General features: G+C 57.1%; 16 protein-coding genes. 14 read left to right on the top strand and 2 right to left on the bottom strand.

Annotation, left to right across the window (positions count from 1 at the left end; all coding sequences use genetic code 11):
- Position 1 precedes the first annotated feature (1 nt).
- The 14 genes from O3C79_RS09140 (at position 2) to O3C79_RS09075 (ending at position 18,261) form a co-directional block, all read left to right on the top strand.
- Positions 2–3,523, top strand: a complete 3,522-nt coding sequence (locus O3C79_RS09140) for an indolepyruvate ferredoxin oxidoreductase family protein (protein ID WP_494385694.1) — start codon at positions 2–4, stop codon at positions 3,521–3,523.
- Positions 3,516–4,709: an amino acid aminotransferase gene (locus O3C79_RS09135; RefSeq protein ID WP_494385693.1), complete on the top strand. Its 1,194-nt coding sequence runs from the start codon at positions 3,516–3,518 to the stop codon at positions 4,707–4,709. Before O3C79_RS09140 ends, O3C79_RS09135 begins: the two co-directional genes overlap by 8 nt.
- 105 nt (positions 4,710–4,814) lie before the next feature.
- Positions 4,815–6,200: a sodium-dependent transporter gene (locus O3C79_RS09130; protein ID WP_494385692.1), complete on the top strand. Its 1,386-nt coding sequence runs from the start codon at positions 4,815–4,817 to the stop codon at positions 6,198–6,200.
- A gap of 231 nt (positions 6,201–6,431) precedes the next feature.
- On the top strand, positions 6,432–7,394 hold the full coding sequence (locus tag O3C79_RS09125) for a GlxA family transcriptional regulator (RefSeq protein ID WP_494385691.1): 963 nt from the start codon (positions 6,432–6,434) through the stop codon (positions 7,392–7,394).
- Between the two features lie 203 nt (positions 7,395–7,597).
- Positions 7,598–8,482 carry a glycine betaine ABC transporter substrate-binding protein gene (locus O3C79_RS09120; protein WP_494385690.1) on the top strand — a complete coding sequence of 295 codons (885 nt, stop codon included), beginning with the start codon at positions 7,598–7,600 and terminating at the stop codon, positions 8,480–8,482.
- A gap of 90 nt (positions 8,483–8,572) precedes the next feature.
- Positions 8,573–10,036 (top strand): aldehyde dehydrogenase family protein, encoded by a 1,464-nt coding sequence (locus tag O3C79_RS09115; protein ID WP_494385689.1) that lies wholly within the window; start codon positions 8,573–8,575, stop codon positions 10,034–10,036.
- A 10-nt stretch (positions 10,037–10,046) separates the two neighbouring features.
- Positions 10,047–11,087 (top strand): alcohol dehydrogenase catalytic domain-containing protein, encoded by a 1,041-nt coding sequence (locus tag O3C79_RS09110; protein ID WP_494385688.1) that lies wholly within the window; start codon positions 10,047–10,049, stop codon positions 11,085–11,087.
- A 145-nt stretch (positions 11,088–11,232) separates the two neighbouring features.
- Complete coding sequence (locus O3C79_RS09105; protein WP_494385687.1) at positions 11,233–12,186, top strand: GlxA family transcriptional regulator; 954 nt, start codon at positions 11,233–11,235, stop codon at positions 12,184–12,186.
- 283 nt (positions 12,187–12,469) lie between these two features.
- On the top strand, positions 12,470–13,120 hold the full coding sequence (locus O3C79_RS09100) for an ABC transporter permease (RefSeq protein ID WP_494385686.1): 651 nt from the start codon (positions 12,470–12,472) through the stop codon (positions 13,118–13,120).
- Between the two features lie 32 nt (positions 13,121–13,152).
- Positions 13,153–14,313, top strand: coding sequence for an ABC transporter ATP-binding protein (locus O3C79_RS09095; RefSeq protein WP_494385685.1), 1,161 nt, complete (start codon positions 13,153–13,155; stop codon positions 14,311–14,313).
- Positions 14,314–14,323: 10 nt separating this feature from the next.
- The gene (locus tag O3C79_RS09090) at positions 14,324–15,055 is read left to right on the top strand and encodes an ABC transporter permease (protein WP_076461929.1); all 732 of its coding nucleotides are present in this window, start codon (positions 14,324–14,326) and stop codon (positions 15,053–15,055) included.
- 43 nt (positions 15,056–15,098) lie between these two features.
- Entirely contained in the window at positions 15,099–15,986 is an 888-nt protein-coding gene (locus tag O3C79_RS09085) for a glycine betaine ABC transporter substrate-binding protein (protein ID WP_494385684.1), read from the top strand.
- A gap of 47 nt (positions 15,987–16,033) precedes the next feature.
- Positions 16,034–16,870: a nitrilase-related carbon-nitrogen hydrolase gene (locus tag O3C79_RS09080; protein WP_494385683.1), complete on the top strand. Its 837-nt coding sequence runs from the start codon at positions 16,034–16,036 to the stop codon at positions 16,868–16,870.
- A 59-nt stretch (positions 16,871–16,929) separates the two neighbouring features.
- On the top strand, positions 16,930–18,261 hold the full coding sequence (locus O3C79_RS09075) for an MmgE/PrpD family protein (protein WP_494385682.1): 1,332 nt from the start codon (positions 16,930–16,932) through the stop codon (positions 18,259–18,261).
- Positions 18,262–18,334: 73 nt separating this feature from the next.
- Here the strand turns inward: O3C79_RS09075 and O3C79_RS09070 are convergent, their stop codons facing one another.
- On the bottom strand, positions 18,335–19,216 hold the full coding sequence (locus tag O3C79_RS09070) for an amidohydrolase family protein (RefSeq protein WP_494385681.1): 882 nt from the start codon (positions 19,214–19,216) through the stop codon (positions 18,335–18,337).
- 86 nt (positions 19,217–19,302) lie between these two features.
- The gene (locus O3C79_RS09065) at positions 19,303–20,193 is read right to left on the bottom strand and encodes an alpha/beta hydrolase (protein ID WP_417534549.1); all 891 of its coding nucleotides are present in this window, start codon (positions 20,191–20,193) and stop codon (positions 19,303–19,305) included.

Here is a 20,193-nt window from a genome sequence, read left to right as displayed (position 1 = left end):
TATGACTGTCAATGCCAATACCCCCGCACTCGACGACTATCGTCTCGAGGATCGTTACCTGCGCGATACGGGTCGCGTATTTCTGACCGGCACCCAGGCGCTGGTCCGCATCCCGCTCATGCAGGCACGCCTCGACCAGCAGAATGGTCTTAACACCGCTGGTCTGATCAGTGGTTACCGTGGTTCCCCGCTGGGTGCTTACGACCAGGCGCTGTGGCAGGCCAAGAAACTGCTGGATGACAGCAAAGTCGACTTCGTTCCGGCCATCAACGAAGATCTGGCCGCCACCATCATCCTGGGCAGCCAGCAGGTTGAAACCGACGACGACAAACAGGTCGAAGGCGTTTTCGGTCTCTGGTACGGCAAGGGCCCCGGTGTCGATCGTGCCGGTGATGCGCTCAAGCATGGCACCACCTACGGCAGCTCCCCGCACGGCGGTGTGCTGGTTGTTGCCGGTGATGACCACGGTTGTGTCTCCTCTTCCATGCCGCACCAGTCTGACGTGGCCTTCATGTCCTGGTTCATGCCGACCATCAACCCGGCCAACCTGTCCGAGTATCTGGACTTTGGTCTCTGGGGTTACGCCCTGTCCCGCTTCAGCGGCTGCTGGGTCGGCTTCAAGGCGATCTCTGAAACTGTTGAAAGTGCCGCTTCCGTTGAGCTGAAGCCGCTGCCGACATTCGTCACACCTACCGATTTCACCCCGCCGGCTGACGGTCTGCACTACCGTTGGCCGGATCTGCCCGGCCCACAGCTGGAAACCCGCATCGAGCACAAACTTGCTGCGGTGCAGGCCTTTGCCCGTGCCAACCCGATCGACCGTTGCCTCTTTAACAACAAGGAAGCACGTTTCGGTATTGTCAGCACCGGCAAGGGACATCTGGACCTTCTGGAAGCCCTGCAGCTGCTGGGTATCGATGAAGCGCGCGCTCAGGAAATGGGCATCGACATCTATAAAGTCGGCATGGTCTGGCCGCTGGAGCGCCAGGGCATCATGGACTTTGTCCGCGGCAAGGATGAGATCCTCGTTATCGAAGAGAAGCGCGGCATCATCGAGAGCCAGATCAAGGAGTACATGTCTGAACCGGATCGCCCTGGCGAAGTGTTGATTACCGGTAAACAGGACCAGAACGGCGACCCGCTGATTCCCTATGTTGGCGAGCTGAGCCCGAAACTGCTGGCCGGCTACCTGGCCGCCCGTCTGGACCGCTTCTTCGGGGTGAAATTTACCGATCAAATGGATGCAGTGAACTGCAGCCTGGGCATTACCGACCCGGGTGGCGTTCGCCGCATGCCGTACTTCTGTTCCGGCTGCCCGCACAACTCATCTACCAAGGTACCCGAGGGCAGCAAGGCACTGGCCGGTATCGGCTGTCACTTCATGGCATCCTGGATGGGCCGTGACACCGAATCCCTGATTCAGATGGGCGGTGAAGGTGTTAACTGGATCGGCAAGAGCCGCTACACCGGCAACCCGCACGTTTTCCAGAACCTGGGTGAAGGCACCTACTTCCACTCCGGTTACATGGCGATCCGTCAGGCTGTCGCCGCCGGTATCAACATCACCTACAAGATCCTGTTCAACGATGCAGTTGCCATGACAGGCGGCCAGCCGGTGGACGGTGTAATCACGGTGGATGCCATCGCCAAGCAGGTCTCCGCCGAAGGCGTTAAGCGTGTTGTGGTACTGAGTGACGAACCCGAGAAGTACAAGGGCCACGAGTCCCTGTTCCCGACCGGTGTCACCTTCCATGACCGTTCCGAGCTGGATAATGTACAGCGCGAGCTGCGTGACATCGAAGGCTGTACCGTACTGATCTACGACCAGACCTGCGCTGCCGAAAAACGTCGTCGTCGCAAGCGCGGTCAGTTCCCCGACCCAGCCAAGCGTGCGTTTATCAACCACCACGTGTGTGAAGGCTGTGGCGACTGCTCGACTCAGTCCAACTGTCTGTCCGTGGTTCCGCGTGACACCGCTCTGGGCCGCAAGCGCAAGATCGACCAGTCCTCCTGTAACAAGGACTTCTCCTGCGTCAACGGTTTCTGCCCGAGCTTCGTCACCATCGAAGGCGGTCAGCTACGCAAGTCCAAGGGGCTGGACCTGGGCGCCGAGCTGGAAAAACGCCTTAGCGGCACGCCGATGCCGACAATTCCGGCACTGAACGACAGCTACGACCTGCTGGTCGGCGGCGTCGGTGGTACCGGTGTTGTTACCGTGGGCCAGCTGATCACCATGGCGGCTCACCTGGAATCCAAGGGCGCATCCGTACTGGACTTCATGGGCTTCGCCCAGAAAGGCGGTACCGTACTGAGCTATGTGCGTCTGGCCAACTCCCCGGACAATCTGCACCAGGTACGTATCGAGAACGGCCAGGCCGACGCCATGGTCGCCTGTGACATGGTTGTGGCCACGTCTCAGAAAGCGCTGAACGTACTGCGCCCGAACCACTCGCGCATCGTCGCCAACGAAGCGGAACTGGCTACGGCCGATTACGTGCTCTTCCGTGATGCCGATATGCAGGCCGAAAAGCGCCTCAAGCTACTGAAAGATGCCGTGGGCGAGAGCCATTTCGACCAGCTGGATGCCAATCTGGTGGCCGAAAAACTGCTGGGCGACACCGTATTCTCCAACGTCATGATGCTGGGCTTCGCCTGGCAGAGCGGCCTGGTGCCGGTATCCATGGACGCCCTGATGCGCGCCATTGAACTCAACGGTGTGGCCATCGACCGCAACAAGCAGGCCTTCGGCTGGGGCCGTCTGGCTGCCACCGACCGTGACTATGTCATGTCACTGCTGAGCGATGAAGCCCGCGAGAAGCCCATCACCCCGGAGAAAGAAACTCTGGAGCAGCTGATCGAGCGCCGCATGAAGCACCTGACCGAGTATCAGGATGCGGCCTGGGCCAACGAATACAAACTGCTGGTCGAACAGACCCGCACTGCCGAACTGTCTTTGGGCAAGGACGATCTCAGCCTGACGCGCACCGTCGTGCAGCAGCTGTTCCGTCTGATGTCCTATAAAGATGAGTATGAGGTGGCGCGTCTGTTCACTCAAACCGACTTCCTGAAAGAGGTCGAGCAGACCTTCGAAGGTGACTACCGCATCAACTTCAACCTGGCACCGCCGATCCTTGGCGGAAAGAAGGATGCAAAAGGTCGCCCGATGAAGCGTCAGTTCGGCCCCTGGATGTTGAAGGCCTTGAAAGTTCTGGCACCTTTGAAGGGGCTCCGAAACTCTCCGTTCGACCCCTTCCGTTTTTCTGCCGATCGCAAGCTGGATCGTGCTCTGCTGGCGGAATACCGTGAGTTGCTGAACCGACTGGCCAAAGAACTGAACGCCAACAACTATGAGTTCGCACTGGAACTGGCACAACTGCCGTCCGATATCCGCGGCTACGGCCCGGTACGCGAACAGGCGGCTGAAGCGGCAGCCGAGAAGCGCAAGCACCTGGTCAAGGCATTCGAGACCGGTCAGGCCACGCTGATTAAGGTCGCCCAGGCTGAGGAGAAGGCTCATGTTTGAACAACTGAAAACCCTGCCCCAGGATCCGATTCTGGGTCTGATGAAAACCTTCCGTGAAGACACACGCAGCAACAAGGTTGATTTGGGTGTCGGTGTCTACCGTGACGAAGCGGGCAACACCCCCATCATGGCCGCGGTCCAGCAGGCGCAGCAGCGCTTGCTGGAGACCGAAACCACCAAGGCCTACATCGGCCCGGCCGGTGCTGAGGGCTTCAACCAGCTGATCGGCCAGCTACTGCTGGGCGGTAATCACCCGGCGCTGAAAGACGGCCGCGTCAACGTGGTCCAGACGCCGGGCGGTTGTGGTGCCCTGCGCATGGCCGCCGAGTTCCTGAAGCTCTGCAAGCCGGATACCACCGTATGGGTGAGCACGCCGACCTGGGCCAACCACATTCCGCTACTGGGCGGTGCGAACCTCAACATTCGCGAATACCCCTACCTGGACAAGGCCACCCTGAGCGTTGAATTCGACGCCATGATGGCCTGTCTGGAGCAGGCAGAAGCCGGTGATGTGGTACTCCTGCACGGCTGCTGTCATAATCCGTCCGGCGCAGATCTGGACGCCGATCAATGGGCCGCTATCACGGACCTGGTCGAGCGCAAGGGACTGCTGCCGTTTATTGATATTGCCTATCAGGGCCTGGGTGAAAATCTGGATCAGGATGCGCAGGGTGTTCGCCTGATGGCCGAGCGCCTGCCGGAAGTGATCGTCGCGTCCTCCTGCTCCAAGAACTTTGGCCTGTACCGGGAACGTACCGGTGCCCTGATGCTGATTTCGGCCAACGCCCAACAGGGCAAGGCCGCCACCAGCCAGCTGTTGAGTGCGATCCGGTCGCACTATTCCATGCCTCCCTCGCATGGGGCAGCGGTGGTCGAGATGATCCTCGACACACCTGAGCTGATGCAGACTTGGCAGAGCGAACTCGAAGCGATGTGTGTGCGCATCCTCGATTTGCGTGCCGCCCTCAGCCAGGCACTGGCCCCGGCCGGTGACTTCAGCTTTATCGAACGGCAGCGCGGGATGTTCTCCTTCCTGGGTATTACCCCGCAACAGGTTCAGATTCTGCGCGAAGAGTTTGGCATCTACATGCTGGACTCCAGTCGGATCAACATCGCCGGTCTGTCCGCAGACACCTTGCCACTGGTCAGTGAGGCCATGCGTGAGGTGCTCGGACGCACTGAATAAGCTGAGTAGCCAGAACACGGCCTCTGCCGCCTCCGGGTGACAGGGGCCTTTCAGTACAGTGCCGGCACTGTCCGATAACAATAACGATACCGGAGAACTCTTAAAATGAGTCAGACCACAACAAAAGCACACCAGCAGGCTGGAAACCTCTGGTCTTCACGCATGGCCTTTATTCTCGCGGCAGTGGGTTCTGCCGTAGGCCTGGGCAACATCTGGAAGTTTCCGTATATCACCGGCGAAAACGGCGGCGGCGCATTCGTGCTCGTCTACCTCGCCTGTATCGCCATTGTGGGTATTCCCGTTCTGATCGCCGAGGTCATGATCGGCCGTCGCGGTGGCCAGAGCCCCGTGGCCAGCATGCACTCACTGACCCAAACCGAAGGCACCCGCAAGGGCTGGCGCCTGATCGGCTGGAACGGCATCATCGCTTCCTTCCTGGTACTTTCCTTCTATTCCGTGATTGGCGGCTGGGCCCTTTCCTACGTGGGCAAGGCAGCTTCCGGCATGTTTATCGGTGCTGATGCCGATGCTATCGGCGGCGCCTTTGGTGGCATGCTGGCCAGCACCGGCGACCTGCTGCTGTGGCACAGTGTATTCATGGCGATCGTTATTCTTATCGTCGGTCGCGGTATCCGCTCCGGCATGGAAAAAGCGATCAACACCCTGATGCCGCTGCTGTTTGTGCTGCTGTTCATCATGGTTGGTTACGCCATGACTACCGGCCATTTCGGCGAAGCCGTCAGCTTCATGTTCTCGCCTGACTTCAGCAAGCTCACCACCGAGGGTGTGCTGACCGCGCTGGGTCACGCAGCCTTCACACTGAGTATCGGTATCGGTGTAATGATGGCCTACGGTTCCTACCTGCCGCAGAAGGTCAACATTGCCCGTACCGCCATGGCTATCGCAGTGATGGATACCGGTGTTGCCCTGCTGGCCGGCCTGGCCATCTTCCCGCTGGTCTTTGCCAACGGTCTGGAACCGGGCGCAGGCCCTGGTCTGATCTTCGTAACCCTGCCGCTGGCCTTCGGCCAAATGACCGGTGGTTTGATTTTCGGCACCCTGTTCTTCGCCCTGCTGCTCGTCGCAGCCATTACCTCTGCCATCTCCATGCTGGAGCCGGTGGTTGAGTGGCTGGAAGAACACAAAGGTGTCAGCCGTGCCAAGAGCGCACTGGCCGGTGGTCTGGCCATCTGGCTGGTCGGTATTGGCACCGTGCTGTCCTTCAATGCCTGGGCTGACTTCCACCCGCTGGGCGGCATTGCTTTCTTTGAAGGCAAAACCGTGTTCGACCTGCTCGACTTCCTGGTATCCAATCTGATGATGCCGCTGGGCGGTCTGGCGATTGCACTGTTCGCCGGCTGGGCCATGAAGCGTCAGGGCCTGGACGATGAGATCGGTCTCAAAGGCGGCATGTACAGCGCGTTCATGTTTGTACTGCGCTACCTGACTCCGGCGGGCATCGCTGTAGTCTTCCTGTACAACCTGCTGTAATACCTGCGCCGGGCGGCGTCTCGTCGCCCGGCCTTCCCCCTTCACTCAGCACCCGCCCATTTCCTTTGCACCCTTGGCTTCAAATCTGCTTGAATGCAGATAACGGCTCGTCCATTATTGGCGCCGCCAACGGGGCCTGCCACTGATCTCTGCTGACCTGTCCCGACGCCCCCGCTGATACTGCCGATTATTCTGATCAGGTTTACGACCTGAATGTGCCGGAGTCCAAGCATGGCCACGGATACAAGTTGCCAGACCGAGCATGTGGGATTTTTCCTGATCCCCGAATTTTCCATGATCTCCTTCGCCGCGGTGGTCGACCCCTTGCGCATGGCCAACCGCCTCAGCGGCAAACCACTGTACCGCTGGCACTTTTATGGTCTGCACGATGAGCCCGTCACCTGCAGTAACGGAATTCCCATCAGTCCCAGTCGTTCAATGAACGATGTCAGCGATCTGAACCGCCTGTTTGTGGTGGCCGGCATCAATGCCCACCTGGTCGATGAGAAGCCTGTGTTCAAATGGCTGCGCCAGCTGTCACGCAATAAAGTCGCACTGGGCGGCACCTCAACCGGCAGCCTGCTGTTGGCACGAGCCGGTCTGCTCAAGGGCCATACCTGCACGATTCACTGGGAAAACCGTGAAAGCATGCAGGAAGAGTTTCCGGGCCTGAACGTATCCGGCGAGTTGTACGAAATTGATGGCCGCATCTCGACCTGCTCCGGCGGCCTGGCCGGGCTGGACATGATTCTGCAGATCATCGCTCTGCAGCACGGTGAAGCCCTGGCCAATGATGTGGCCGAGCAGTGTATCCATCCGCATATACGCCCCGCTCACGACAAGCAGCGCATGAAGTTCCAGCTGCGCTATCACGCCAACCACCCCCGCCTGGTGCAGGCGCTGGAGTTGATGCGTGAAAACCTGGAAGAGGTGCTCACCTGTGAAGAGATCGGTCAGCTGGTGGGTATCTCCACCCGTCAGCTGGAGCGGCTGTTTCACCAAAACCTGTCCATGTCGCCGGCGCAATACTATATGGAACTGCGTCTGGAACGGGCCCGCCACCTGCTGCAGCAAAGCAGCCTGACCATCCTGCAGATCGCCACCGCCTGCGGCTTCAGCTCAACGTCCTACTTCTCGCGCTGCTACCGGAAGAAGTATCAACGCTCGCCACGGGAAGAGCGTCGCCATAGCTAAAGCATTTTCTCACCTTCGTGACCAGCACGTCCGCGCATCACAGATGCGGCCACGGCTAATGATGCCGTCGACAATATGTCTGATAAAGAACATTTTTTGTCCGGTTTAGAACATAATCCAAGAGCATTCTCCAGTCTACTAGAGCTGTCTTTATCAGTGGTCGAATCCACATCTACACATAAAAACAACAACAGGAGAATGTCATGTTGAATATGGCAAAACGTGTTCTGGGCATTGCAGTTATTGGACTTTCAGCCAGCACCGCCTGGGCATCCGACATCGTCGTTGGCGGTAAAGGATTCACCGAACAACTGATCATGGCCTCCATGACCGAGCAATACCTGACGTACAAAGGTCTTGATGTCGCGAAAAAGGACGGCATGGGAAGCGCCCTGCTTCGCAAAGCACAAATCAACGGCCAAGTTGATGTCTATTGGGAATATACGGGGACCTCTCTGGTTACTTACAACAAGGTCAAAGACAAAATGCCGGCCGATGACGTATACGCCAAGGTCAAGCAAATGGATGCTGAGCAGGGTCTGGTCTGGTTGCACGCGACTAAAGCCAACAGCACCTACGCGCTTGCCATGCAGCGCTCCCGTGCAGAAGCCTTGGGTATTGCAACCATCAGCGACCTCGCCGCCCATATCAAGGCCGGTAACAAACTTACACTGGCTTCCGATACCGAATTTTATGCCCGTCCTGATGGCTTGCGGCCCCTGTTGAAAGAGTATGGCTTCAGCCTCAAGCGTAACGAAATCGTGCGTATGGATGCCGGCATTATCTACCAGGCACTCAAGAACGGTGATGTCGATATCGGTCTGGTGTTTGCGACCGACGGACGCATCCCTGCGTTTGACTTTGTGGTTATCCGTGATGACCGTGACTACTTCCCGGCCTACGAAATGGCACCCGTGATACGCCAGGATACGCTCGAAAAGCACCCTGAACTCAGCGGCTGGCTAAACGAACTGGCAGCCAGAATTGATGATCAGGTCATGGCCCGACTGAACGGCCAAGTGGATGTCGAGCGCGTATCAATTGAAGACGCCGCCCGAGGCTTCCTGCAACAGCAAGGGCTGCTGTAAAACAGCCGTTCCCCTTACCCGCATAATGGCCTTGCCGCCATTATGCCCCACCCCAATACCTCTCACCGCTAAGAGAATTAAGGTATCAGGATGAATACATACGCATCTTTCGATCAGCACACCGGCACCTACAAGAATTTTATCGCCGGACAATGGGTTCTGTCCGAACAGGCCACCGAGGTGATCAACCCGGCCAACGGAGAAGTCATCGCCAGGGTCAGCATGGCGTCGACTGACGACGTCAATCAGGCCATTGCGGCTGCGCGCAGGGTTCATGAAAGCCGCATCCTGTTCGAGATGCCGCCCCATGAGCGCAGTGCCATGCTGCGCCGCATCGCCGACCTGCTGGAACAGCTCAAACCCGAAGGCGCCAGACTGCTTACGCTGGAAAGCGGCAAGCGACTGGTGGACGCCGAGGGCGAGTTTGATGAAGCGGTACGCTATTTCCACTACTACGCCGGTATGGCTGACAAAATTGAGGGACGCAGCATCCCGCTGGGCAAGGACTACATCGACTACACCGTGCATGTTCCCTACGGCGTGACAGCCCATATCGTCCCCTGGAACTTTCCTCTGTCACTGGCGGCACGCTCTCTGGCACCGGCTTTGGCGGCCGGCAACACCGCGGTAGTCAAGGTTCCCGAACTGGATCCCATTGCCACCCTGCTCCTGGGTCTCGCCTGTGAAAACGCCGGGGTGCCAGAGGGTAGCGTCAGTATTCTGTGCGGTCGCGGCTCAGTGGCTGGTGAAGCCATGACCTGCCACCCTGACACGCAACAGGTGGTCTTCACCGGCTCAGTCCCGGTCGGCCAGCGCATCCAGGCGGCCATCGCACCCCGCGTCATACCAAGCGTGATGGAACTGGGCGGCAAATCGGCTGCCATTGTCTGCGACGACGCTGATCTGGAAAAGGTCGTGGAAAATGTCTATTGGGGCACCTTTTACAATGCCGGTCAGGTTTGTTCTGCCCTGTCCCGCCTGATCGTGCCCCGCCAGATGCAAGCCCGGATTGTTGAGCTGATCCAGCAGAAAATTGATCAACTCAGCATTGGCAACGGCCTGGATAACGCGGATATCACACCTGTCATATCCGCCCAGCAACAAACATCAATTTTAGATCTCTGTGCAAAGGGCGTGGCAGAAGGTGCCACTCTTGAATGCGGCGGTGAGGCGCTGAACCGTGCTGGGTATTTTATAGCACCCACCGTATTCTCTGACGTTCCGCCACAGTCATCTATCGCACAGGAAGAGTTTTTCGGCCCCGTACTCTGCGTGATGCCTTATGACAGCCATGAAGAAGCGGTGCAAATTGCCAACGGCACCGACTACGGACTTGTGGCTGGCGTGTTCACAAAAAACCTCGAACGCGTTGCCTGGTACAGCCGCCATTTGGAAGCTGGACAGGTGTTCGTAAATGAATGGTATGCCGGCGGCATCGAGACCCCGTTTGGCGGTATGAAAATGTCCGGCATGGGCCGGGATAAGGGTCAGGAAGCATTGTACAACTACCTGCAGACCAAAAACATCGCCATTAAACTCGATCACCTGCTGTAAGGAAACGATCATGAAAGCAGCGGTTATGACAGGCTTCAACGAGCCTTTTAGTATTCAGGATATTCCTCGTCCTGACTTCGACGCGGAAGGCGCTCTGATTAAAGTCAGCGCATGCGGGGTATGCCGTACCGACCACCACATCTGGCACGGACTTTACGATGTCGATACCCCCATGGTACTTGGGCATGAGCTGAGCGGCGTGGTCGAGCAGGTGGGGAGCCGGGTCACCCGGTTCAAACCCGGGGATCGCGTGGTTGTTACCATGTGTGGCGGTTGTGGTGACTGCGACTGGTGCATTGAGGGGCGCCATCACAGCTGTGATGCACCCTATCAACCCGGCTTCAATGCCTCTGGCGGATTTGGTGAATACGTTGCCGTTCACCAGGCCAACATCAACATGGTCAAACTGCCCCACAACATCGACGACTTTTCGGCCGCCGCCATGGGCTGCCGCTACATCACTGCCTTTCACGGCATTGTCGAAGTAGGCAGGCTCAAACCAGGTGAATGGGTGAGCATCCATGGCTGCGGTGGCGTAGGGTTATCAGCCGTTCAGATTGCCAATGCCGCAGGAGGCCTGGTCATTGCGGTTGATATTGACGATGACAAGCTCAGGCTTTGTAAAGAATTGGGAGCGACGCATACCATCAACTCAAGCCGAGAAGATCCTGTTGAAGCGATCAGGCACATCACCGATGGCGGCGCCCACCTTTCGATGGACGCACTCGGTATTGCCGTGACTTGCCAAAATTCGATCAACGGACTTCGTAAACATGGCCGTCATGTTCAGGTAGGTATCACATCCGAACAGGAACGCGGACAGATCAGCCTGCCGGTTGACCAGATGATGTCTTATGAGATCGAATTTCTGGGCAGCCATGGCATGCCAATTAGCAGTTTCAGTGGCCTGCTCAAACTTGTAGAGACGGGTAAACTGAACCCCGGCCTGCTTGTTAAGGAGCACGCCAAGCTGGAAGATATCAATCGCATCATGGACAATATCGCTTCCTTTAACGGCGTGGGCGTAACAGTGATCGACATGTCCTCATAACATGCCCAATCGCGGGCTCCTGAGTGATCAAACTTCGGGGCTCGTGCTTTGAAAACAGTTTTTGACCTGCTGATTTATTTGCAGCAGGATACGAGCCTACCAAAGGCCATTTCTGGCTCCAGTCCTGCTACAGGCAATAATCATAGTGCAACCGAAGACCCATAACTTTGGCTTTTTACTCATCCCAGGGTTTTCAATGATGTGCTTCGGCTCCGCACTGGAACCCCTACGTATTGCTAACCGCTTGTGTGGCCAAGAGTTATTCCGCTGGCCTATTTATACCCAAGGCAATACCAGTGTACTCGCCAGCAACGGTTTACCTTTTGAACCCACCCGGCAAACAGATGACATCAACGAACTGCATACACTGGTTATCGTTGCAGGCATTGGCGCTCATAACGCAGGAAGTCCCGAACTATTTTCGTGGCTGAAGCGCCTGATCGGCAAGGGAATCAACCTGTGCGCACTATCCACCGGTAGCCTGATATTAGCCGAAGCCGGCATTCTAAAGCACAACACGTGCACCATTCACTGGGAAAGTTGCGACATACTGGCAGAGCTATACCCGGACCTTGAAGTAACAGGCGGGCTCTATGAAATTGACAGTAATATCCATACCTGCTCTGGCGGACTTGCAGGACTGGACATGATGCTTCACCTGATCGCCATGAACCACGGTGAAAATTTGGCCACACTCGTTGCAGAACAATGTATTCATCCCGTAATGCGACCGGCACACGATAAACAACGACAACACCTGACCAAAAAGCAGCAGTCCCTGGATCCTCGCTTGAGCAAAGCTATAGACCTCATGCTGGCCAATATAGAAAACCCGTTAGCCAACCATGAAATTTGTAGCCGGATAGGCTTATCCTCCAGGCAACTGGCACGTCTGTTTAATACTCATTTGGGCAAAAGCCCCAATCAACACTATCTTGAACTTAGACTGGAGCGCGCCTACTTCCTGATCAAGCAGTCAACACTTTCGATTACGAAGGTTGCCGTTGCCTGCGGGTTCAGCAATACATCTCATTTTGCACGTGCGTACAAGCAGCAATTCAACCACAGCCCAAGTGCCACCAGGATTGACTGTAGATAGCTGGGTATTTCTGCCACACCTGCTAAAATCGCGCGCCATTTAATTCCAGATACTCGACTGTAAAGCTCTGCATTTGCAGGACGTCTTATACTCAACCATACATATGAATACCCCCAGACAATCCATGGAATATATGTATTCCATTTCGAAGTCGCAAACAGGCCCTAAAATGTCGCAAATCTATCCTAATGCCTCATGGCTCTCTATTAATGTGAACATCATTCTCCAGCAGACACAGGCTGAGAAAAGATAACAATAATGACTACAAGCAAGAGGAAAGACGTTGGAAATTCTCGACTTTCTTACCGGTAACCTCGATCTGATTGTGAAGCTGACGATCGAGCACATCTCTCTGGTGGCCGTCGCCGTGGGCCTCGCTACCATCACGGGTGTGCCCATCGGTATCGCCATTACCCAGAATGAGCGAGTCGCACGTGTGGTGCTTTACCTCGCCTCTATCATTATCACCATCCCCTCCATCGCCCTGTTCGGCATCATGATTCCGCTGCTGTCCACCATTGGCCACGGCATCGGCTATTTGCCGGCGGTGATTGCGGTACTGCTCTACTCCCAGCTGCCGATCATCCGCAACACATACACCGCGATCAATAACGTCAACCCGGCGCTGCGTGAAGCGGCACGGGGTATCGGTATGAACCCTGTACAACGCCTGCGCATGGTGGAAATACCGTTGGCCATTCCGGTGATCATGGCCGGTGTTCGCACCGCTGTGGTGATGAACATTGGCGTGATGGCCATCGCCGCCTACATCGGGGCCGGTGGACTGGGTGTACTGATCAGCCGAGGCATTACCCAGAGCGATCCGCGCCAGCTGGTAGCCGGTGCCATCGCCGTCAGCATCCTGGCCGTGATTGCAGACTACGCCCTGCTCTGGATTCAAAAACGCCTGACGCCCAAGGGTATTTCAGCCTAACTCTCTTCAGCGCCGCTTAACGGGACAAGACAATGATAAGAATCGACAATCTGACCAAAATCTTCGAAACACCCAATGGCCCGGTGACTGCAGCCGACCATATCAATATGGAAGTGCCCGAGGGTGAAATCTGTGTACTGCTGGGACCGTCCGGCTGTGGCAAAACCACCACGCTGAAGATGATCAACCGGATCATCCCCTCCACCTCCGGCAAGATCTTCATCAACGGTGAAGACACCACCGGCATGAACACAGTGGAGCTGCGTCGCAACATCGGCTATGTAATCCAGCAGATCGGCCTGTTCCCCAACATGACCATCGAAGAAAACATCGCCATCGTACCCAAACTGCTGGGCTGGGACGCCAACCGCTACAAGGCACGCGCCAAGGAGCTGCTGGAGCTGGTGGCACTGGACCCATCCATCTTCCTCAAGCGTTACCCGCGGGAGCTGTCCGGTGGCCAGCAGCAGCGTATCGGTGTCGCCCGTGCGCTGGCAGCCGATCCGCCCGTGATGCTGATGGATGAGCCTTTTGGCGCCATCGACCCGATCAACCGCGAGGTAATCCAGGATGAGTTCCTGAAAATGCAGCAGGAACTTCGCAAGACCATCATGTTTGTCAGCCATGACATCGATGAAGCAGTGAAGATGGCTGATCGCATCGCCATTTTCCGCGGTGGCCGTCTGGTTCAGTACGATACGCCGGACGATCTGCTGGCCCACCCGGTCGATGACTTTGTTGAGAGCTTTGTCGGTGATGACCGCGCCCTGAAACGTCTGCGTCTGGTCCAGGTCAGCCAGGTGATGGAACCGGTTACCACGGTCAGCCCCGGTGACAGCCTTAAGGTTGCCCTGGAGCGGATCGAGCAGCAGGGCTATAGTCACGCCATCCTGATGGTCAACGAGCGCAACCAGCCGATCGGCTATGTATCGCGCAGTGTGGCACAAACCACCAATGGCCTCTGCAGTGAGCACTACTTCGGCCTCAAGGCGGACACCCGTCCCGAAGATGATCTACGCAAGGTCGCGTCATTGATGTTCAACCATGACACCACCTGGCTACCCTGCACCGATGAGCACGGCGTTCTGGTCGGACAGGTTACCCAACGAGGTATCACTCACTATCTTGGCGCAACCTACCACCGTGATGCACCGGCAGGCCTGGCGCAGACTCTGCAACAGATCAGCGCCTGAGGGGGATGTCATGAAGAAACCCGCATTCACCCGCTTCGCCTACGGCCTTGCACTGGTGCTGATGTTTGCACTGGGCTCACTGGCCGAGCAGGCTGGCATTCTGGAAGAGCTGTTCAGCTACCGTGAAGATGTGGTCTACCTGGTCGGTCAGCACATTGAGCTGGTACTGATCTCCGGCAGCCTCGCAATCCTCATTGGCGTGCCCCTTGGCACAGTTTTGAGCCGGCCACGCTTTGCCAAAATGGCGGAAACAGCCATGCAGACGCTGAATATCGGCACCACCATCCCGACCCTGGCGATTCTGGCCCTCTCCATGAGCCTGCTCGGTATCGGCATGCTGCCTGCCGTGTTCGGCCTCTGTATCGCTTCCCTGCTGCCGATTGTCCGAAACACTTATACCGGTTTGCTGGAAGTGCCGGACCATTTGAAAGAAGCCGCATCCGGTATCGGCATGACTCCCATGCAGATGTTGATCCGCGTCGAGCTGCCCAACGCCCTGTTCGTCATCTTTGCCGGTATCCGTACCGCACTGGCGATCAACGTAGGCACCGTGCCGCTCGCCTTCCTGATTGGCGGCGGCGGCCTGGGCGAGCTGATTTTTACCGGTATCGATCTTGATGAACCCTTCATGATGCTGGCGGGGGCGATTCCGACTGCGATTCTGGCAATTCTGGTCGACATCGCTATCGCTATCCTGGCTTTCATGATTGTGCCCAAAGGCGTTAACCCCCTGCGTGCCTGATCGGCCTCAGAGCGGGATAAATATAAAAACGAGGAAATAGACAATGCGCAAACTGTTCAAACAACTGGGTACCACTCTGATGGCAGCAACACTGGCGACGGCCATTCAGGCAGAACCGCTGGTCATCGGTGGCAAAAACTTCACCGAACAGCAACTGCTGACTGAAATGACCGCCCAGTATCTGGATAAACAGGGCTACGACATTGAGCGTCGTGCCGGCATGGGCAGCGCAGTCCTGCGCAAGGCGCAGGAAAATGCTCAGATCGATCTGTACTGGGAGTACACCGGCACCTCACTGCTGGTATACAACAAGGTGAAGGAGCAGATTGCTGATCCGCAGAAGGTCTATGAGAAGGTACGTGAACTGGATGCCAAGAAAGGGCTGACCTGGCTGAACCCGTCCAGCGCCAACAACACCTATGCGCTGGCCATGCGCAATGAAGATGCTGACGCCAAGGGCATCAATACGCTAAGTGATCTGGCCAAGGCGCTCAATGACGACCAGGAGCTGACGCTTGCCACTAATGCTGAATGGTACTCCCGCAAGGATGGCTACAAGGAGCTGAAAAAAGCCTATGATTTCGAAATTCCGCGCAGTGATATCAAACGCATGGACTCAGGCCTGACGTACGTGGCCCTGAAAGAAGGCCAGGTTGACATTGCACTGGTATTTGCCACTGATGGCCGCATTCCGGCCTTCAACTTCCGTGTGCTTGAAGACGACAAGGGCTTCTTCCCCAACTACGCCATCACCCCTGTGGTGCGTGATGAGGTGCTGAAGGCCAACCCGAACCTGAGCGAGCAGCTGAACAACCTGTCAGCACAGCTGGACAACGACACCATGTCGGCATTGAACGCCAAGGTGGATGTGGACCGCATGTCCATCGAAGATGTTGCAGCAGAATTCCTGACCGCCAAGGGCCTGCTCTAAAACCGCCAGCCGGGCCGGCGCTGCCGGCCCTTTTCTGGAGCCATAAAATGAATTCTTTTCCGCTTCTGGTTGGGGTCGTACAGCTCAACTCCGAACTGCTTGCCTTGGAATCCAACCTCAGCGCCCACGCCGACTGGATTCGCACTGCGCAATCTGAATCCATTGAACTCCTGCTGTTTCCGGAACTGTCATTAACCGGCTATCAACTGGGCCGGCGCACACCCGAGGCCGCCATGCGTGCCGATGACGAGCGTTTGAAGTCACTGGCCCGTATCGCGCCGAATATGACCGTTGTAGTGGGCTTTGTGGAGCAGGCCAGTCCCGGCGAATACTATAACGCCGTCGCCTACCTCAAGCAGGGTGAAATCGCTGCCGTCTACCGCAAGATCAATCTGCCCACCTATGGCGGCCTGGAAGAAGGCAAGTGGTTCCACTCGGGTGAAGAGCTGGTTCAGGTGGAATGCAAACCGAACTGGACTGCCAGCACGCTCATCTGTGCTGACCTCTGGAACCCGGCGCTGGTCCATTGCGCCATGCTTCGTCGTCCCGAACTATTGCTGGCCCCCGTCAATTCAGCTTCAGCCATTGTCAGCGATGAGTTCTCCAACGAAAACAACTGGCAGACCAACGTCAGCTTCTACGCCATGCTATACGGCGTACCTGTACTCATGGCTAACCGCTATGGCGCCGAGGGCGACGCCTGGTTCTGGGGCGGCAGCCGTATCCTGGGGCCCCGAGGTGAGGTACTGGCGCAGGCGGAAGACCGTGAATGCCTGATCAGCGCCGAGCTGGATCTAAACAGCATCGCTGCTGCACGCTTCGACCACCCGGCCATGCGCGATGCCAATACTCCACTGATTCAACGACTGCTCAACCAATCATAAAAACAACAACGTTTGAGGTGGGCACCCGCCCACCTTACTGCACAAAAAAGGCCCAAGCCGTGCACTCCCTTAACAGCTTTATCCATGACCTCACACCCGAAGACCTCCCCGACAGCGTAATTGACCAGGCCCAACGCTGCCTGCTGGATCTGCTAGGCGTCGCTGCTGCCGGTCACCGGACACGCCTGAGCAGCATTATGCGGGGCTTTGTGACAACACAGTATCCGGGCGATATACCCCTCCTGTTCAGTGACCAGACCGCCAGCCTCTGTGGCAGCGCACTGTTTGGCGCCATGCTGATCGACAGCCTGGATGCCCATGACGGCCAGGTACTCACCAAGGGCCATGTCGGTGTCGCCATCCTGCCGGCGCTGCTGGCACAGGCCCACGAGCACCCGCTTGACGGCAAGGACTTTCTAACGGCCCTGGTTATCGGCTATGAAGTCGCCACCCGTGCCGGAATTGCTCTGCACCGCACCGCAAGTGACTATCACACTTCCGGCGCCTGGAACGGCATCGGTGTTACCTCCATGCTGTCACGCCTGCGCAAACTCAGCCCTGAACAAACGGCTGAAGCGCTTGGGACCGCCGAGTTCTATGGCCCTCGCAGCCAGATGATGCGGTGTATTGATCACCCCACCATGGTGAAAGATGGCTCCGGCTGGGGTGCACTCGCCGGTGTCAGCGCCGCACTCTTGGCCGAGTCAGGCTTTACCGGAGCCCCTGCCATTACACTGCAAGGCCCGGAAGTCGCCGATATCTGGCAAGACCTGGGACAGCGCTGGTACATCCTCGAGCAATACTTCAAGGCCTATCCGGTGTGCCGCTGGGCCCAGCCCGCCGTGGAAGCCGTGCGCACACTGCGCCAGCATCCGGGTTTTGCGCCTGAACAGATCAAAGCGATCCATATTTACAGCTTCCATGAAGCCACCCGGCTGCACAAAGTGCTGCCCGAGACCACCGAAGAAGCCCAATACAGCCTGCCCTTCTCGGTCGCCTCTGCCCTGATCGATGATGCCGTGCTACCTGAAGCCGTGGCTGAAACACTGCAGGGGTTGCAGCACCCTCTGCGACGACAACTAAGCCAGCGGGTTCAGATGCATGAAACCGAAGCCTACAACGCTCGCTTCCCGGCCGAACGCTGGGCCCATGCCCACCTTATTATGAAGGATGGCCGCCAGTGGACCTCAGAGCCCTGTATCGCCCGAGGCAATCCTGAGAACCCGCTGAGCACTGGAGAGTTGTTGGCCAAGTTCGACCTGCTAACGGAGGGCTTGATGACTACAGTGAATCAACGGCATGTTTCTGAAGCCTGCCTTGCAGGCTGGGGGATGGACCGCTTAGACGTTGAGGCATTACTCAAACATCTCTCTGGCCGCCTTGCTGTTTGAGTAACTCACACACTGACATCAAAAAACCGGCCACGGCCGGTTTTTTCGATAGTATCAATCTTGTCCGGCAGTCTTAAAAGCCGTACAGGGCGGCGGGATTATCAACCAGAATACGATTACGCACCGCCTCGTCCGGCACCCAACGGGCCAGCAAATCCAGCAAGTCGCCATCATTGGGCATGGGAATCGAGAAATGCGGATGCGGCCAGTCCGAGCCCCAGACACAGCGGTTGGGGTTGGCTTCCACCAACGCCTGGGCAAAGGGATCCACGTCCGCATAGGGAGGTTGCTGTTCGGCAGTAATCCGGTACGCGCCTGATAGCTTCACCCAGACATGCTCGTCTCTCAGCAGGTTTAGCAATGCCTGAAAGCCTAGATGCTCCAGCCCCTTGCGGCAATCCATATGACCCATATGGTCGACGACAACGGGCACCGGCAAAGCACGAATACGGCTTTCCAGGTTTTCAAACTCAGACACATCGATCAGAAACTGCAGGTGCCAGTTGCGGGCAGCCAGGCGCTGGGCCAACACCTCTACATCACACCACTTAATGCCGCCCTTGAACAGCAGATTCATGCGTACGCCACAGTGACCACCGGCTTCAAGTTGGTCAAGCTCGGTTTCACTGACATCCGCATCCACCACAGCCACGCCCTTGTATTCGAGCCCCTGGCCACGCAGATAGGCCAAAGCATCCATCTGCAGCCGGTTATCCGTGCCATAGACACTGGGCTGCACCAGCACACCGCGGGCAATGCCCAGGCGTTCATGCAGATGGCGATAGGCACCTGCCGGCGCATCAGGCGGTGTATAGGTACGATTGGGAGTGTAGGGATAAAGGCGCTCAGTGCCGAAGACGTGGGCATGGGTGTCACAGGCACCCGGCGGAATTGTGAAAGCTGGCGCACGGGGAAAGGGATCGGCAGCGTCACAAACAGGAATAGATTCGCTCATTTAACACCTCTCATCACAGAGCCTTGAACGAAAAACCGATGCCGGTAGTGCAGGCCGGCATCGGTAAAAGGAGAACTCAGAACCGGTTAAACGTTGGCCTGAATCCACTGGGCAATGTGGCTGGAGAACTCGATGAAGAGCGGGTTGTCATCCAGCATCCACTCGGTGTGACCACCACCGGCGAGCAGGAACAGCTCTTTCGGGCCCGGGTAGGCTGCGTACAGCGCCTTGGGCTCGGTTACCGGGTGCAGGTCGTTCTCGGCCCCATGTGCGATCAGCATCGGAATGTTGGAGAAACGCTCATCCAGGTGCGCTTCCGGCTTGAAGCTGATCAGGGAGTCAGCGAAATCCAGTGTCGAGGTCACACCATAGCCCGGTGCCTTAACCAGCTCGGTGAACACATATTCACGGCTGACCGGATCCAGCGGATAGATATCGAAGGGATCGATACCCTCAGGGGCGCCGCCATTTGCCAGGCGGGTGCGTTCCTTGGCCATGAACTGCTTGAACTCTTTCCAGCCATGTTCACCACGCAGTGCTTTCTGCACGCGCACTGCATCGAAGAAACCGTTCATGGCAATCAGGCCATCAACCTGATCTTCACAGATACGGAAAGCATCAATGATAAGGCCGCCGGCCATCCCCCAGCCTGCCAAAACGACCTTACGGCCTTCTTCGTCGGCACGCTGGCGAACAATGGCTACGGCACTGGCAATATCGCGTACCTGCTCTTCCAGAATGACACGCTCACGTTCGCCCTGGGACTCGCCAAAACCTCGGTAGTCAAAACCAAAGACGGTGAACCCCTTGGGCGTCAGGGCACGCGCATAACGCTCAGGGTGGATGTTTTTCTGGCCGGTGAAACCGGAGCAGACGATGACAATCGGCAGGCTCGGGTTGGAATTCTGTTCGTCGGTGAAGAAAGCGCCATCCAGGGTCAGGCCATCACTTTTGAATGCAACTTTTTGTTCGATCAT

Source organism: Marinobacterium sp. NO-S09 (assembly GCF_059179545.1).
This window is presented reverse-complemented; position numbering and strand designations above follow the sequence as displayed.

Bases quoted from the DNA above. Each gene is read 5' to 3' on its own strand.
- O3C79_RS09140 (WP_494385694.1), top strand. From the start codon at position 2: ATGACTGTCAATGCCAATACCCCCGCACTCGACGACTATCGTCTCGAG.
- O3C79_RS09135 (WP_494385693.1), top strand. From the start codon at position 3,516: ATGTTTGAACAACTGAAAACCCTGCCCCAGGATCCGATTCTGGGTCTG.
- O3C79_RS09130 (WP_494385692.1), top strand. From the start codon at position 4,815: ATGAGTCAGACCACAACAAAAGCACACCAGCAGGCTGGAAACCTCTGG.
- O3C79_RS09125 (WP_494385691.1), top strand. From the start codon at position 6,432: ATGGCCACGGATACAAGTTGCCAGACCGAGCATGTGGGATTTTTCCTG.
- O3C79_RS09120 (WP_494385690.1), top strand. From the start codon at position 7,598: ATGTTGAATATGGCAAAACGTGTTCTGGGCATTGCAGTTATTGGACTT.
- O3C79_RS09115 (WP_494385689.1), top strand. From the start codon at position 8,573: ATGAATACATACGCATCTTTCGATCAGCACACCGGCACCTACAAGAAT.
- O3C79_RS09110 (WP_494385688.1), top strand. From the start codon at position 10,047: ATGAAAGCAGCGGTTATGACAGGCTTCAACGAGCCTTTTAGTATTCAG.
- O3C79_RS09095 (WP_494385685.1), top strand. From the start codon at position 13,153: ATGATAAGAATCGACAATCTGACCAAAATCTTCGAAACACCCAATGGC.
- O3C79_RS09090 (WP_076461929.1), top strand. From the start codon at position 14,324: ATGAAGAAACCCGCATTCACCCGCTTCGCCTACGGCCTTGCACTGGTG.
- O3C79_RS09085 (WP_494385684.1), top strand. From the start codon at position 15,099: ATGCGCAAACTGTTCAAACAACTGGGTACCACTCTGATGGCAGCAACA.
- O3C79_RS09080 (WP_494385683.1), top strand. From the start codon at position 16,034: ATGAATTCTTTTCCGCTTCTGGTTGGGGTCGTACAGCTCAACTCCGAA.
- O3C79_RS09070 (WP_494385681.1), bottom strand. From the start codon at position 19,216: ATGAGCGAATCTATTCCTGTTTGTGACGCTGCCGATCCCTTTCCCCGT.
- O3C79_RS09065 (WP_417534549.1), bottom strand. From the start codon at position 20,193: ATGATCGAACAAAAAGTTGCATTCAAAAGTGATGGCCTGACCCTGGAT.